Consider the following 12895-nt stretch of genomic DNA (forward strand, 5'->3'; position numbering starts at 1 on the left):
ACGCTCGCCCCAGGCAGGCACCGGCAAGATCCAGGAGGCGGCGGGATGACAGTCCCGGGACGCAGGAGCAGCACCTTCATCCAGCTGCTGCGCAGCGGTTTCACCGACCCCCAGACCGCCGCCCGACTCCTGGAGACCGACGCCCTGGCCTCCGTACGCACCGACCCGGTGCTCCTCGACGCCCTCGGGGCCACCGCCGACCCCGACCTCGCGCTCCTCGGGCTCGTACGGCTCGCCGAGGCGCAGACCCCCGACGAGCGGCCCCTGCTCCTCGACACCCTCGTCGCCGCGAAACCCCTGCGCGACCGGCTCCTCGGCGTGCTCGGCGCCTCCGAGGCGCTCGGCGACCACCTCGCCCGCCACCCCCACGACTGGCAGGCCCTGGTCACGTACGAGGCCGCCGACCTGCACCCAGGGCTCGCCGACTTCGAGCGCGGGCTGGCCGACGCCCACGACCCCGTCGCCCTGCGCGTCGCCTACCGCCGCTGCCTGCTGTCCATCGCCGCCCGCGACGTCTGCGGCACCATCGACGTCGCCCAGACCGCCGCAGAGCTCGCCGACCTCGCCACCGCCACCCTCCGCGCGGCCCTGCGCATCGCCTCCGCCGCCGCCCCCCAGGACGCGGCCCAGTGCCGCCTCGCCGTCATCGCGATGGGCAAGTGCGGCGGCAACGAGCTCAACTACGTCTCCGACGTCGACGTGATCTTCGTCGGGGAGGCGGTCAACGGCACGGACGAGGGCAAGGGGATCCAGGCCGCCACCCGCCTCGCCTCCCACCTCATGCGGATCTGCTCCGAGACCACCGTCGAGGGCACCATCTGGCCCGTCGACGCCAACCTCCGCCCCGAGGGCAGGAACGGTCCTCTCGTCCGCACCCTCGCCTCCCACATGGCGTACTACCAGCGCTGGGCCAAGACCTGGGAGTTCCAGGCCCTCCTCAAAGCCCGCGCCGTCGCCGGCGACCCCGACCTCGGCGCCCAGTACGTCGAGGCCATAAGCCCGCTCGTCTGGCAGGCCGCCGAGCGCGAGAACTTCGTCGCCGACGTCCAGAAGATGCGACGCCGCGTCGTCGACAACATCCCCGCCGCCCAGGTCGACCGCGAGCTCAAGCTCGGACCCGGCGGCCTGCGCGACGTCGAGTTCGCCGTCCAGCTCCTCCAGCTCGTGCACGGCCGCCACGACGCCACCCTGCACTCCGGCACCACCCTCGACGCCCTCCACTCGCTCGCCGCCGGCGGCTACGTCGGCCGCACCGACGCCGCCCAGCTGCACGACGCGTACCGCTTCCTGCGCGCCATGGAGCACCACATCCAGCTCTACCGGCTGCGCCGCACCCACCTCGTCCCCGAGGACGAGAACGACCTGCGCCGCCTCGGCCGCTCGCTGGGCCTGCGCACCGAACCCGTCGCCGAGCTCAACAAGGCCTGGCGCCGGCACGCCTCCGTGGTCCGCCGCCTGCACGAGAAGCTCTTCTACCGCCCGCTGCTCGACGCCGTCGCCCAGCTCACCCCCGGCGAGACCCGGCTCTCCACGCGCGCCGCCGGCCAGCGCCTCGAAGCCCTCGGGTACGCCGATCCGGCCGCCGCACTGCGCCACCTCGAAGCCCTCGCCTCCGGCGTCACCCGCAAGGCCGCCATCCAGCGCACCCTGCTGCCCGTCCTCCTCGGCTGGTTCGCCGACTCCGCCGACCCGGACGCCGGCCTGCTCGGCTTCCGCAAGGTCTCCGACGCCCTCGGCAAGACCCCCTGGTACCTGCGCCTCCTGCGGGACGAGGGGGCCGCCGCCGAGAACCTCGCCCGCGTCCTGTCCGCCGGACGCCTCGCCCCCGACCTGCTGATGCGCGCCCCCGAAGCCGTCGCCCTGCTCGGCGACCCCGAAGGCCTCCTCCCCCGTACGCACGAGGCCCTGGAACAGGAGGTCCTGGCCGCCGTCGGCCGCGCCGACAGCGCGGAGGCCGCCGTCACCGCCGTACGCGGGGTCCGCCGCCGCGAGCTCTTCCGCACCACCGCCGCCGACATCATCGGCTCGTACGGTACGGAGGACAGCCCGGCCGAGGAGGACCACGGAGCCCTCGTCGACCGCGTCGGCGGAGCCGTCTCCGACCTCACCGCCGCCACCATCGCCGGAGCCCTCCGCGCCGCCGTACAGGCCCAGTGGGGCGACACCCTGCCCACCCGCTTCGCCGTCATCGGCGTCGGTCGCTTCGGCGGGCACGAGCTGGGCTACGGCTCCGACGCCGACGTCCTCTTCGTCCACGAGCCCCGCGAGGGCGTCGACGAGCAGGAAGCGGCGAAGGCCGCCCAGACCGTCATCGCCGAGATGCGCCGGCTCCTCCAGCTCCCCACCGCCGACCCGCCGCTGCTCATCGACGCCGACCTGCGCCCGGAAGGCCGCTCCGGCCCCCTTGTCCGCACCCTCTCCTCCTACGCCGCCTACTACCGCCGCTGGTCCCTGACCTGGGAGAGCCAGGCCCTGCTGCGGGCCGAACCGGTGGCCGGCGACGCCGAGCTGGGCAGCCGCTTCATCGACCTCATCGACCCGCTGCGCTACCCGATGGAGGGTCTCGGCGAGGACGCGGTCCGCGAGATCCGCCGCCTCAAGGCCCGCATGGAATCGGAACGCCTGCCGCGCGGAGCCGACCCGACGCTCCACACCAAACTCGGCCGCGGCGGCCTCAGCGACGTCGAGTGGACCGTCCAGCTCATCCAGATGCGGCACGCCTGGGTCGAACCGGGCCTGCGCACCACCCGCACCCGCCAGGCCCTGGCCGCCGCCCACGCGGCCGGCCTGATCCCGACCGAGGAGGCCCAGATCCTCGACGAGGCCTGGGTCCTGGCCACCCGCGTCCGCAACGCGGTCATGCTGGTCCGCGGCCGCGCCGGGGACACCTTCCCCTCCGACGCCCGGGAACTGGCGGCGGTCGGCCGCTACCTCGGCTACGCGGAGGGCACGGTCGGCGAAATGCTGGACGACTACCGCCGCATCACGCGCCGCGCACGGGCGGTGGTGGACGAACTCTTCTACGGGGCGTAGCCGAGGTCACGCAGCGTAGAGCCTTTTGATCATGTCGCCGCGTGTAGCCTCCCCTGGTGAAATCGATCGTTGGAATAGCCGGCCGACGCTCGGCGCGGGCCGCTGCGGAGAGCGGTACCGCCCCGACCGCGTCGAGGCTCGGCTGGCTGGACGCCCTGCGCGGCCTCGCGGCCCTGTCCGTGGCGCTGTACCACTTGGGGCTGCCGTTCCAGTGGGTGCCCTACGGCACCCGGTTGCCGCACTATCTGGACCCCGGTGTCTTCGGCGTCCTGCTGTTCTTCCTGGTGAGCGGCTACATCATTCCCGCCTCGCTGGAGCGGCGCGGCGACATGAGGGCGTTCTGGGTGGGGCGCGTCTTCCGCATCTACCCGGCGGTCATCCTGACGGTGGTCGCCTCGCTGCTGATCCTGCCCCGCAACCACACCGTGGTGGACAGCTACGTCTTCGCGCACCCGCTGCTCTCGCTCGTCGGCAACGGGCTCATGCTGCAGGACATGATGGGCGTCACCAACGGCCTCGGGGTGCTGTGGACCCTCACCTTCGAGATGGTCTTCTACTACTTCGTCACGGCACTGTTCGCCCTCGGGTGGCACCGCAAGAGCGCGGGCCTGGCCGTCGGCTTCGCGGCCGTGGCGCTCGTGCTGGGCGGCTGGATCGCTCTCGGCACGCTCTCCGTTGACCCCGCGAGCACCCGGCACCTGGTCCTGGCCTGCGCCACCGTGGTGGTGATGGCGATGGCCTGCATCATGACCGGAAAGCCCGCCCTGGCCAAGATCGGCGGGCTGCTCCTCGGCGGCCTCGGGCTGGTGCTGATCACCCTCAACAGCCGGGCCGCGGCCTTCGAAACCATGATGATCTTCGCGACGATGTTCGCCGGCACCGTGCTGTACCGGTGGGAGCACGGCCAGATCGAGCGCACCCAGGCCATCTTGACCTGCGGCTTCGTCGTCACCTGCGGATTCCTCACGGGCTACATGTACAACCACGGGCAGACGCTCTGGCGGACGTTCACCGGGTCCTGGATGGCGTGGTCGTTCGCCTACGTCGCCGCGTGGGCGGTCTTCATCGCGGGCATGCTGCTGCGCAAGCGCCGTTTCCCGCGCTGGCTCAGCTGGCTCGGAGCGATCAGCTTCTCGCTCTACCTGCTGCACAACCCCGTGATCCACGGCATGCACTGGATGCTGGACGGCCGCGACCCGATCGAGAGCCGGACGGGCCAGGTCGTGCTGTTCGCCGGGTTCATGGCCGTGCTGGTGGGGGTGAGCTGGCTCAGTTACCGCCTGGTGGAGCTGCCCTTCCAGAACCTGGGCCGCCGCGTACTGAAGTCCGTGTCGCGGCGATTCCCGCAGGAGGCGCCGTCCCCCACCCAGGACGGGACGGGGACGCCACCGGCCGCGGAGAAGGCCCCGGAACCGTCGGTGAGGTCGGACGAGCCGGTCCTCGCCGGACGGGAGTGACCGCCCCGCGTCACGGGCCGTAGCGGGACCCCGCCGCCGACCCCTGTGCGGCGGCGAGGTCCCGGGTCGTGGGGCCCGGGCCCGGCTACGGGATGGGCTTGTCGTAGAACTTGTCCTGGTTCGAGTCGTAGATCTGGTTGCCCTGCGCGTCGTAGCCCTTGATCCGCGGGGCCTCCGTGACGCGCTTCTCCAGGATTCCGGTGGCCGCGAACCAGCCGTGGTCGAGGGCGGCTTCGACGGTGGCGCCGCCGTAGGTGGCGGTGACCCGGGTGACGCGGGAGTCGACGGTGCCGATGCTGCCCCAGCGGTAGGGCAGCTTCCACGGGCCTTCCATGGTCAGGCGCTGGAGGTAGAGCTTGCCGCCGTTCATGTCCGGTCTGACGGGCCGGTCCCCCGGGGTCCCGTCCGCACCGGCGGAGATGTTCAGGCCGCTCGCCTGGCCCTCCTTGATGGTGCAGATGATCCGGATCGGTACCGGGGTGTCCTTGACGGCGACGATCAGCCGGCCGTCCCCGGGGCTGTTGTCGTTGCCGGTGCTGCGCTGCGCGAGCAGGATCCGGTAGTCGGCGGCCTTGCCCAGGTCCTGCCGCGCGGGGGCCCCCGACGGCGGGCTGGGGCGTTCCACGTCGTACGCCAGGCACTGCCCCAGCCCGGTGGCCGCGTCCTGGAGGGTGATGCCGTCGGCGAGCTGCCCCGGAGTCGCGGGGGCGGCCGGCCCGGCGGGCGGCTGGGGAGACGAAGGAGCCGCGCTTGGGGTCGGGCCGCCGCCGGCCACGGACACGCGGTCCGCGGGCCCGCTGCCGGAGCTGCCGCCGGTGAGGGCGATGGCCGTGGCCGGTACGAGGGCCAGCACGACCAGCGCCGCGGCCGCCGCGGCCATCCTGCGCCGCCGCTGCTCCACGCGGCCCTGCCGGACGATCTCCGGATACGGCACGGCCGCGGGCCGTACGGTCTCCGCGTTCTGGGCCATGCGCTCCCGCAGGTTCAGCTCGAAGTCATCCTGCCCGGTCACAGGACCGCCGTCCTCTCGTTCAATGCCGTGCGCGTCGTGCGCGTCGCGCTCGTCGTGATCTGGTCCAGTCCGGGAACGGCGCGCAGCTTCGCCAGGGCCTTGGAGGCCTGGCTCTTGACGGTGCCGGGGGAACACCCCAGGACGTCGGCGGTTTCGGCCTCGGAGAGGTCCTCCCAGTACCGCATCACCACGACCGCCCGCTGCCGCGCGGGCAGTTGGGCCAGCGCGTCCATCAGCGCGGTGCGCTCGTCGGCCCAGGCCACGGCGTTGTCGCGGACCGACCTGTCCGGCACGGCGTCCGTCAGCCGCTCGGCGACCCGGCGCTTGCGGAACCTGTCGCTGTTGCAACTGACCAGCATCCGGCGCACGTACGCCTCCGGACTGTCCATGCGCGACACGCGCCGCCACGACCGGTACGCCTTCGCGAGCGCGGTCTGCGTGACGTCCTCCGCGTCGTGCGGATCGCCGGTGAGCAGGTACGCGGTCCGCACCAGGTGGTTCCAGCGTGCGGCCACGAACGACTGGAAATGAGCTTCTTGCTCGGCGTGCATCGGCACCCCCTTCGCCCTCTTGACCACCGTCCGGTCGGATTCGGTTGCCCGGCGAGGACGAGAGTTTTGACGCGGTCATGACTTCGGTGTCGAGGCGTCTCGCGGAACGTCTGCGTCAGCCTGCGTGTAACGGGCACAATTTCCGCGACCGCAGGACCGCCTCCGTACCACCCTCACCCCATGGAGCAGTTGGTGTCGTCGCAGGAAATCCCGATCACCCTCACCCCGCAACAGGCAACCCTCGGCGTGATCCTCAAGCACACCCTGCCGACGGGCCCCGCCCGCCTGCGCATCCCGCCCTGCCGCGACGGAGAACTCGTCCGTGTCCGGGTCGGGGCCGAGGAGGTGTTACTGCGGATCCGGGTGACCGGGGCCGCCGCTGCTCCGCCGCCGGGGCCCGCACCGACGGTGGTCACACCGGCCGCGTTCGGGCCGACGGCTTTCGGAACGCCCGGCCCGCCCGGCCCGCTCGGCCCGCCCGGACGGGCGCCCCGGTCCGGGACCCGTGGATGGCTGGTGGCGCTGGGCGTCGTACCGGCCCTGATCCTGGGCTTCGTCCTGCTGAACAGCGGCAAGGGCGACGGGGGCGGGGACGGGAGCGACAGCAAGGCCGCCGGTACTCCGTCGCCCTCGTACTCGACGGCGAGCCCCTACCCCACGTACGCCCCCGCGCCCACCCCCACCTACTCCGCCACCCCCACCCACGAGGCGACGACGGAGCCCGCAGCCCCGGACCCCGTCCTCCCCTCCAGTCCAGCGGCCCCCACCCCCTTCGACAAGGGGACCTGCCTCAACGGGGAGCTACCGGACTCGACGACCGCCCAGCGCGTCAGCGACGTGGAAGAGGTCCCCTGCTCGGCGTCCGACGCGCACTACCGGGTCATCGAGAGCATCCCCATGACCTCGGACCTCGACCAGTGCAACGACAACCCCAAGACGGAGTACGCCTTCTCCTACCGCTACACGTTGAACGGCGCCGTCATCAACCAGTACGTCTACTGCCTGGTCGGCATCGGCTCGTACGCCCGCTGACCAGCGGCTACGCCGCCGCCTTCGGCCGGTACGTACACACGTGCACGCCGGTGCCGCTGACCACCGTGGAGACGAGCTCGAAGGCGCGGAGCACGCCGTCGACCGGGTAGATGGTCTTACCGCCGCCGAGGAGCACCGGCATGATCATCAGCCGGAGCTCGTCGACCAGTCCCTCGGCCAGCAGGGTCCGGCTGAGGGACGCGCTTCCCATGACCACCAGGTCGCGGCCGTCGGCCTCGCGCAGCTTCTTGATCTGGTCCAGTGCCTGGTCGCCGGGGATGAGCGTGGTGTTGTTCCACGTCAGCTCGTCCTCGCCGAGGGTGCTGGACACGACGTACTTGGTGACGGCGTTCATGTGGTCGGCGAACGGGTCGCCGGCCCGCTCCGGCCACGCCGCGGCCATGACCTGCCAGGTGCGGCGGCCGAACAGCAGGGCCTCGGTACCGGTCTGCCACTCGGCGAGGGCGGCGCCCATCACCTCCGGGTCGAAGAACGGGTGGGTCCAGCCACCGTGGGCGAACCCGCCGTCGGTGTCCTCGCCCGGCTGGCCCGGGGCCTGAACAACGCCGTCCAGGCTGATGAATTCACCCATCGCTATGCGCACGGAACTCTCGCTTCCTGATTCGTCTGGTTTGAGAACACGGGAAACGCTATGTTGCGTTCGGTGATCGGGCAATCAAGTCATGGCTCGAATTCACCATCGCTGCAGGTCAATTGAGTGGAACTCTTGCAATGGGCTTGCCGCTGAATGCAAAGACAAGGTTCGCGATATTGCAATGACCTGAGCGTGAACGCCTACTTCGCCTTGTCCTCCGCCAGGGTGTGGGCGACCAGGGCGTTGGCGTGGCCGTGGCCCAGGCCGTGCTCGGACTTGAGCCAGTTGACGAGCTCCATGTGCTTGGTGAGGGGAGAGGACCGGATGAGGCCCTTCCATTCCGAGATCGGGCGGCCGTACTTCTTCTCGATCGAGGGGAAGTATGCGGAGCCCTGAATTGAGTCAGCCATGTCGTCCATGCCTTTCGTCGTTCGGTCGTTCGGTCGTTCGGGAAGGGTTCTGCGTGTGTCGGGCGGAACGGCTAGCGGCGCGCCAGTCGGAGGGCCACCGCGGTGAGTCCGGCGAGGCCGAGTGCGGCGCCTGTCGTGAAGGACAGGACGGAGGCGCCGGACCCGACGAATCCTGCGAGGACGCCCACGGGGAGCAGCCGGCAGGCGATGGCCCAGCCCCGCTGCCCCCGGGCGGCGAACTGGCGGGCCAGGACGAGGAACGCGGCGCACAGCGCCAGGTAGCCGACCATGCCGCCGAACATGTGGACCGCGCCGCTCGCGCTCAGCGCGGGTGTCGCGGACTCGGGGGTGCCGACCGGGAAACCGGCGCCCGGATCGGCGTCGAACACCCCGCTGACCAGGAACGAGACGCCGAACACCCCGATCAGCCAGGGTGCCGCGCGGCGGCCGGGGCCCACGGTCACCGCACGCCGCAATCCGACCGCGCCGGCGATCATCAGGGCGCCCGCCACGAAGAAGTCGGCGACCTGGATCCAGCCCAGGTCGCCGAGGCTCAGCTGGCTGATGGCGTTGCGCGTGAAGTCGAAGCCCTCACGCGTGAGGCCCTGCACGATCCCCACGGCCAGGAACAGCGGGCCCGCCACGGCGCCGCACGCCAGGAGTGCCCGCGACGCGGGCCGGGAAGCGGCCGCGGCCGTGATGGGGGTGGTGGTGACGGGGGCGGCGGTGGTGGAAGCGCTGATCGTGTGGCTCATGGCATGCCTTCCTCGTTCGCCGCGTCCACCCGGGGGCCGGGCTCGCGGCGCTGGAATCTCGTTGCATGTATGACCGGGAGGGACGACCGAACTAATCGACCCGGAGGGTGTGGCCTGGATCACATCGTCCGGCCGGAGCGTCAGGGCCTTGCCACAAGATCCACATCGTGCTGCACAATCGCCGTTCCAGGCCGGAAGGCCCACGAAATCGGGGAGTTGTGGAAATGCGTGTGCTGTTGTCTGCGTACGGATCGCGCGGGGCCGTCGAGCCGATGGTGGGGCTCGCGGTGCGACTGCGGGAACTCGGTGCGGAGGTGCGGGTGTGTGCGCCGCCGGACGAGGAGTTCGTGGAGCGGCTGGCCGGGGTCGGCGTGGAGATGGTGCCGGCCGGCGCGCCGGTGCGCCCGCTGGTGACCACGGTGACGCCGGGCTCGGCGGCCGGACTGGCCGAGCGGGCGGCCGCGTTGATGGACGCACAGTTCGACACGGTCGGCGCGGCCGCCGAGGGGTGCGACGCGCTGGTGGTGACCGGCCCGTTGCCGGTCGCGGCCTGCGCGCGCTCCGCGGCCGAGAAGCTGGGCATCCGCTTCGTGCACGTCAGCCACCAGCCCGTCGCCCTCCCGTCGCCGCACCGCCGGCCGCCCGCGCGGCGCGGTCAGACGTTGCCGGAGGGGGCCACCGACAATCAGGCGCTGTGGGACCTGGACGCGCAGATCGCGAACACGATGTTCGGCGAGGCGATCAACGCCCGCCGGGCGGCGATCGGCCTGCCGCCACTGGACAACGTCCGCGACTACGCCTTCACCGACCAGCCGTGGCTGGCCACGGACCCGGCCCTGTCGCCGTGGCAGCCCACGGACCTCGATGTCGTGCAGACCGGCGCGTGGACCTCGACCGACGAACGCCCCCTCCCCGCCGACCTGTTGGCCTTCCTGGACGCCGGGTCGGCCCCGGTCTACGTGGGTCTCGGCAGCACGCCCGTCGGCGCCCCGCAGGACTTCGCCAAGGCGGCCGTCGAGGCGGTCCGCGCGCAGGGCCGCCGCGCCGTGCTCTCCCGCGGCTGGGCCGACCTCGCGCTGATCGACGACCGGGACGACTGCTTCCTCGTCGGCGAGGTCAACCACCAGGCCCTCTTCCGCCGCGCGGCGGCCGTCGTCCACCACGGCAGCGCCGCCACGACCACGACCGCCGCACAGGCCGGCGTACCGCAGGTCGTGGTACCCCAGGGCGCGGACCAGCCGTACTGGGCCGAGCGCGTCGCAGACCTCGGCATCGGCGTGGCCCACGACCAGCCGACCCCGACCGCGCCCTCGGCCCCGACCGCCCAGTCCCTGTCTGCCGCGCTCGATGCGGCCCTGACCCCCGAAACCGCCGCCCGGGCCACCGCCGTGGCCGGCACGATCCGCACCGACGGGACGACGGTGGCGGCGAAGCTGCTGCTCGGCCTGCGGTGAGCAACTCCGCCGCGGACAGGCCTGGTTCCCGACCGAAGATCACCAACCGCTAGGCTCGTTCCGCAACACGACGCGAAGGGGAGCTCAGTGGCGCGGGTTGCAGTGATCGGCGGGGGTATCAGCGGGCTGGGGACGGCGCTCATGCTCGGCAGACGGGGCCACGCGGTCACGTTGTACGAGCAGGACGCGCGGCAGGCCGGAGAGGACCCGAACCAGGACTTCTTCCACTGGGACAGGCCCCGGGTCCCGCAGGCCGTCCAGCCCCACTCCTTCCTCGCGCCCGTGCGCACCGTACTGCGGACCGAGACCCCCGATGTGTACGAGGACCTGCTGGCACGCGGAGCCCGGGAGTACCACGACTTCGACTGGTTCGGCGAGCATCCGCTGCACCGGGCCGGCGACGAGGACCTGGTGACCCTGCGCACCCGTCGCATCGTGCTGGAGGCCGCCCTGACCGCGGCCGTGCGGCGGGAACGGGCCGTCGACGTGCGGCAGGGCTGCCGGGTGCACGGCCTCACCTTCCGGGAGGGCGGCCCGGCCCGGGTCACCGGCGTGCGGGTGGGCGCGGAGACGCAAGCGGCGGACCTCGTCGTCGATGCGGCCGGCCGTCGCTCGCCGGTTCCCGGCTGGCTGATCGCGGCCGGCTGCCGCCCGCCCGTGGTCGAGAGCCACCGCACCGGGATCGCGTACCTGTGCCGCTGGTACCGCCTGCGTGCCGACGGCCCGCGCGACCCCGGGCGGGTGAAGACCGGTTCGGCCGCGCCGTTCGCGCTCGCCGGCGTCTTCCCTTCCGACAACGACACCTTCGCGCTGCACCTGGTGCTCTCCACGGGGGATCCGACCCGCGGCGCGCTCACCGACCCCGCCGTGTTCGAGGCCGCCGCCCGCCGCTTCCCCGCCACCGCCGCCTGGCTCGACCTGGCCCCCGAACCACGGTCGCCCGTCCTGGCGATGGCCGGCCTGGACAACCGCTGGGCCGCCCTCACCGACGATGACGGGCCCGTCGTCACCGGCCTGGTCAACGCCGGGGACAGCCTCATCCACACCAACCCCACCCTGGGCCACGGCGTGGCCCTCGGCCTGCTCGCCGCCCAGCACCTCGCCACGAACGCCGACGAGATCGCCGCGGACCCCGTCGGCTACCACGCCTGGACGGCGCGGGCCCTGCGCCCGTGGTTCGACGCGCAGGTGACGGCCGACCGCGCCAACGAGCAGAGCCTCGCCGAGAGCTCACCGCCCTCCGACCGACGGGCTGCCGCCCGGGCCGCCTGCGCCTTCGACGATCCCGTCGTCATGAGAGCCCGGGCCCAGGTGCGCCATCTCCTGCGCCCGGCCAAGGACGCCTACGGCACCGACGAAGTGGACCGACACGTCACCGCCTGGCTGGACGCCCGCCCGGACTTCTCGCCCACGCACGACGGCCCGACCCGGGAGCAGTGGGAGGCGCTCATCCCAGCCTGAGGGCATGCCCGGAAGGGGTACCGGCTGGGTTACCGGGAAGCCCCGACGCCCTCGACGTTGGCCACCATCCTGCGGAGCACCTTGAGGGCGGCGACGTACTCCTCGTCGCTGATGCCCTCGTGGACCACGGCCCGTACCCCGGTCACCAGCTCGCGCAGTCGCGCCCGCGCGGCCTCCCCGGGACCGGTGAGGTGCAGGCGGGTGCCGTTGTCGCCGTCGGCCCGGAGCCATCCCCGGTGGAGCAACTGGTCGATGACCCGGGGGATTTCGTGCTCCCCGTCGGCGAGCGGCGCCAGCTGGGCGACGACCTCCGCGCGGCTGGGCGCCGAGCCCGGGGCGTTCACCCGGTTGAGGACCCAGTACTGGGGCTGGGTGACGTCGATCCTGGCCATGGCGTCACGCAGGTGCGCGGTGACGGCCGTGTGCGCCAGGCCGCTCCAGTAGCCGATGGGCTGGGAAGCGAGCGCGTCGTCGGCGGCTGCCGGGTCTGCCGGCGCCTGGTCCGTGGCGGTGCTGGGCAACTGTTCCATGATCGCGACGCTACCCTCCCTGTCCGCGCCGATGCCGCGAACGTGCTGATGCGCTGATGGGATGAAATCACCGGAGAGCCCTCAAGGCGTCCTCCATGGTGAACCGATGAGGTGCTGACAGCTTGCGGCGTTCGCTCGTTTCACGGGAGCGCCTGATCGCGTTCGTGGAAGGGCAGATGCGTTGCGTTCTCCGCACGGTACGAAGCCACGTCTGGGTCCGCTGCCGCGAAGCAGCCGATGGGTCGTGGGCGGCACCCTGGCTTCGCTGAGCCTGGTCCTCGTGGGAATTGCCGCGCCGGCAGTTGCGGCCGTGGCTTCGAGCTCGACAGGCGCCGGGCACGCAGTCGCAGCCGCGCCTCGGGGCGACGACGACTGCCGGCCGACGAGGCCGGGCTCGGAGGACGCGGGCGGGCCGCTCGGTCTGCCGGGGATGCCTGATGATCGGTGCAAGGACGGCCGTCCCGGCCCGACGGGCGCCACCGGCCCGACCGGCCCGCAGGGCCCCACCGGCGCCACTGGCCCGACGGGCCCAGGAGGCGAGGGCTCGGTCGGCCCGATGGGTCCTACGGGTCCGACGGGTGTGGCCGGGCCGCAAGGCCCGACCG

General features: G+C 72.4%; 11 protein-coding genes. 5 read left to right on the plus strand and 6 right to left on the minus strand.

What is annotated here, in order from left to right:
• Positions 1 to 45: 45 nt before the first annotated feature.
• Positions 46 to 3033, plus strand: a complete 2988-nt coding sequence (locus OG625_RS27390; protein ID WP_329386286.1) for a bifunctional [glutamine synthetase] adenylyltransferase/[glutamine synthetase]-adenylyl-L-tyrosine phosphorylase — start codon at positions 46 to 48, stop codon at positions 3031 to 3033.
• A 56-nt stretch (positions 3034 to 3089) separates the two neighbouring features.
• Positions 3090 to 4490, plus strand: a complete 1401-nt coding sequence (locus OG625_RS27395; protein ID WP_329386288.1) for an acyltransferase family protein — start codon at positions 3090 to 3092, stop codon at positions 4488 to 4490.
• An 85-nt stretch (positions 4491 to 4575) separates the two neighbouring features.
• Here the strand turns inward: OG625_RS27395 and OG625_RS27400 are convergent, their stop codons facing one another.
• Together OG625_RS27400 and OG625_RS27405 are read right to left on the minus strand one after the other, a co-directional pair.
• A complete protein-coding gene (locus tag OG625_RS27400) occupies positions 4576 to 5502 on the minus strand; it encodes a hypothetical protein (protein WP_329386290.1) in 927 nt (308 codons plus the stop codon).
• Positions 5499 to 6053, minus strand: coding sequence for a SigE family RNA polymerase sigma factor (locus OG625_RS27405; protein ID WP_329386292.1), 555 nt, complete (start codon positions 6051 to 6053; stop codon positions 5499 to 5501). Before OG625_RS27405 ends, OG625_RS27400 begins: the two co-directional genes overlap by 4 nt.
• A 180-nt stretch (positions 6054 to 6233) precedes the next feature.
• On the opposite strand from OG625_RS27405, the gene OG625_RS27410 reads away from it, so the two are divergent.
• Positions 6234 to 7085: an LppU/SCO3897 family protein gene (locus OG625_RS27410; RefSeq protein WP_329386294.1), complete on the plus strand. Its 852-nt coding sequence runs from the start codon at positions 6234 to 6236 to the stop codon at positions 7083 to 7085.
• A gap of 7 nt (positions 7086 to 7092) precedes the next feature.
• On the opposite strand, the gene OG625_RS27415 is transcribed toward OG625_RS27410, so the two are convergent.
• The 3 genes from OG625_RS27415 to OG625_RS27425 all read right to left on the minus strand — a co-directional run bounded on the left by OG625_RS27415 (position 7093) and on the right by OG625_RS27425 (position 8845).
• Positions 7093 to 7689 carry a dihydrofolate reductase family protein gene (locus OG625_RS27415; RefSeq protein ID WP_329386296.1) on the minus strand — a complete coding sequence of 199 codons (597 nt, stop codon included), beginning with the start codon at positions 7687 to 7689 and terminating at the stop codon, positions 7093 to 7095.
• A gap of 191 nt (positions 7690 to 7880) precedes the next feature.
• A complete protein-coding gene (locus tag OG625_RS27420; RefSeq protein ID WP_329386298.1) occupies positions 7881 to 8090 on the minus strand; it encodes a DUF4287 domain-containing protein in 210 nt (69 codons plus the stop codon).
• Positions 8091 to 8161: 71 nt separating this feature from the next.
• A complete protein-coding gene (locus tag OG625_RS27425) occupies positions 8162 to 8845 on the minus strand; it encodes a DUF998 domain-containing protein (RefSeq protein ID WP_329386300.1) in 684 nt (227 codons plus the stop codon).
• Positions 8846 to 9069: 224 nt separating this feature from the next.
• On the opposite strand from OG625_RS27425, the gene OG625_RS27430 reads away from it, so the two are divergent.
• Both OG625_RS27430 and OG625_RS27435 read left to right on the plus strand, forming a co-directional pair.
• Entirely contained in the window at positions 9070 to 10299 is a 1230-nt protein-coding gene (locus OG625_RS27430) for a glycosyltransferase (RefSeq protein ID WP_329386302.1), read from the plus strand.
• 87 nt (positions 10300 to 10386) lie between these two features.
• Positions 10387 to 11760: an FAD-dependent oxidoreductase gene (locus OG625_RS27435; RefSeq protein ID WP_329386304.1), complete on the plus strand. Its 1374-nt coding sequence runs from the start codon at positions 10387 to 10389 to the stop codon at positions 11758 to 11760.
• Positions 11761 to 11789: 29 nt separating this feature from the next.
• Here OG625_RS27435 and OG625_RS27440 read toward each other — a convergent pair whose 3' ends face one another.
• Positions 11790 to 12290, minus strand: coding sequence for a MarR family winged helix-turn-helix transcriptional regulator (locus OG625_RS27440; protein WP_329386306.1), 501 nt, complete (start codon positions 12288 to 12290; stop codon positions 11790 to 11792).
• Positions 12291 to 12895: the final 605 nt, after the last annotated feature.

Origin of the sequence: Streptomyces sp. NBC_01351 (assembly GCF_036237315.1) — a bacterium.
In the GTDB taxonomy this organism is placed as follows: domain Bacteria; phylum Actinomycetota; class Actinomycetes; order Streptomycetales; family Streptomycetaceae; genus Streptomyces.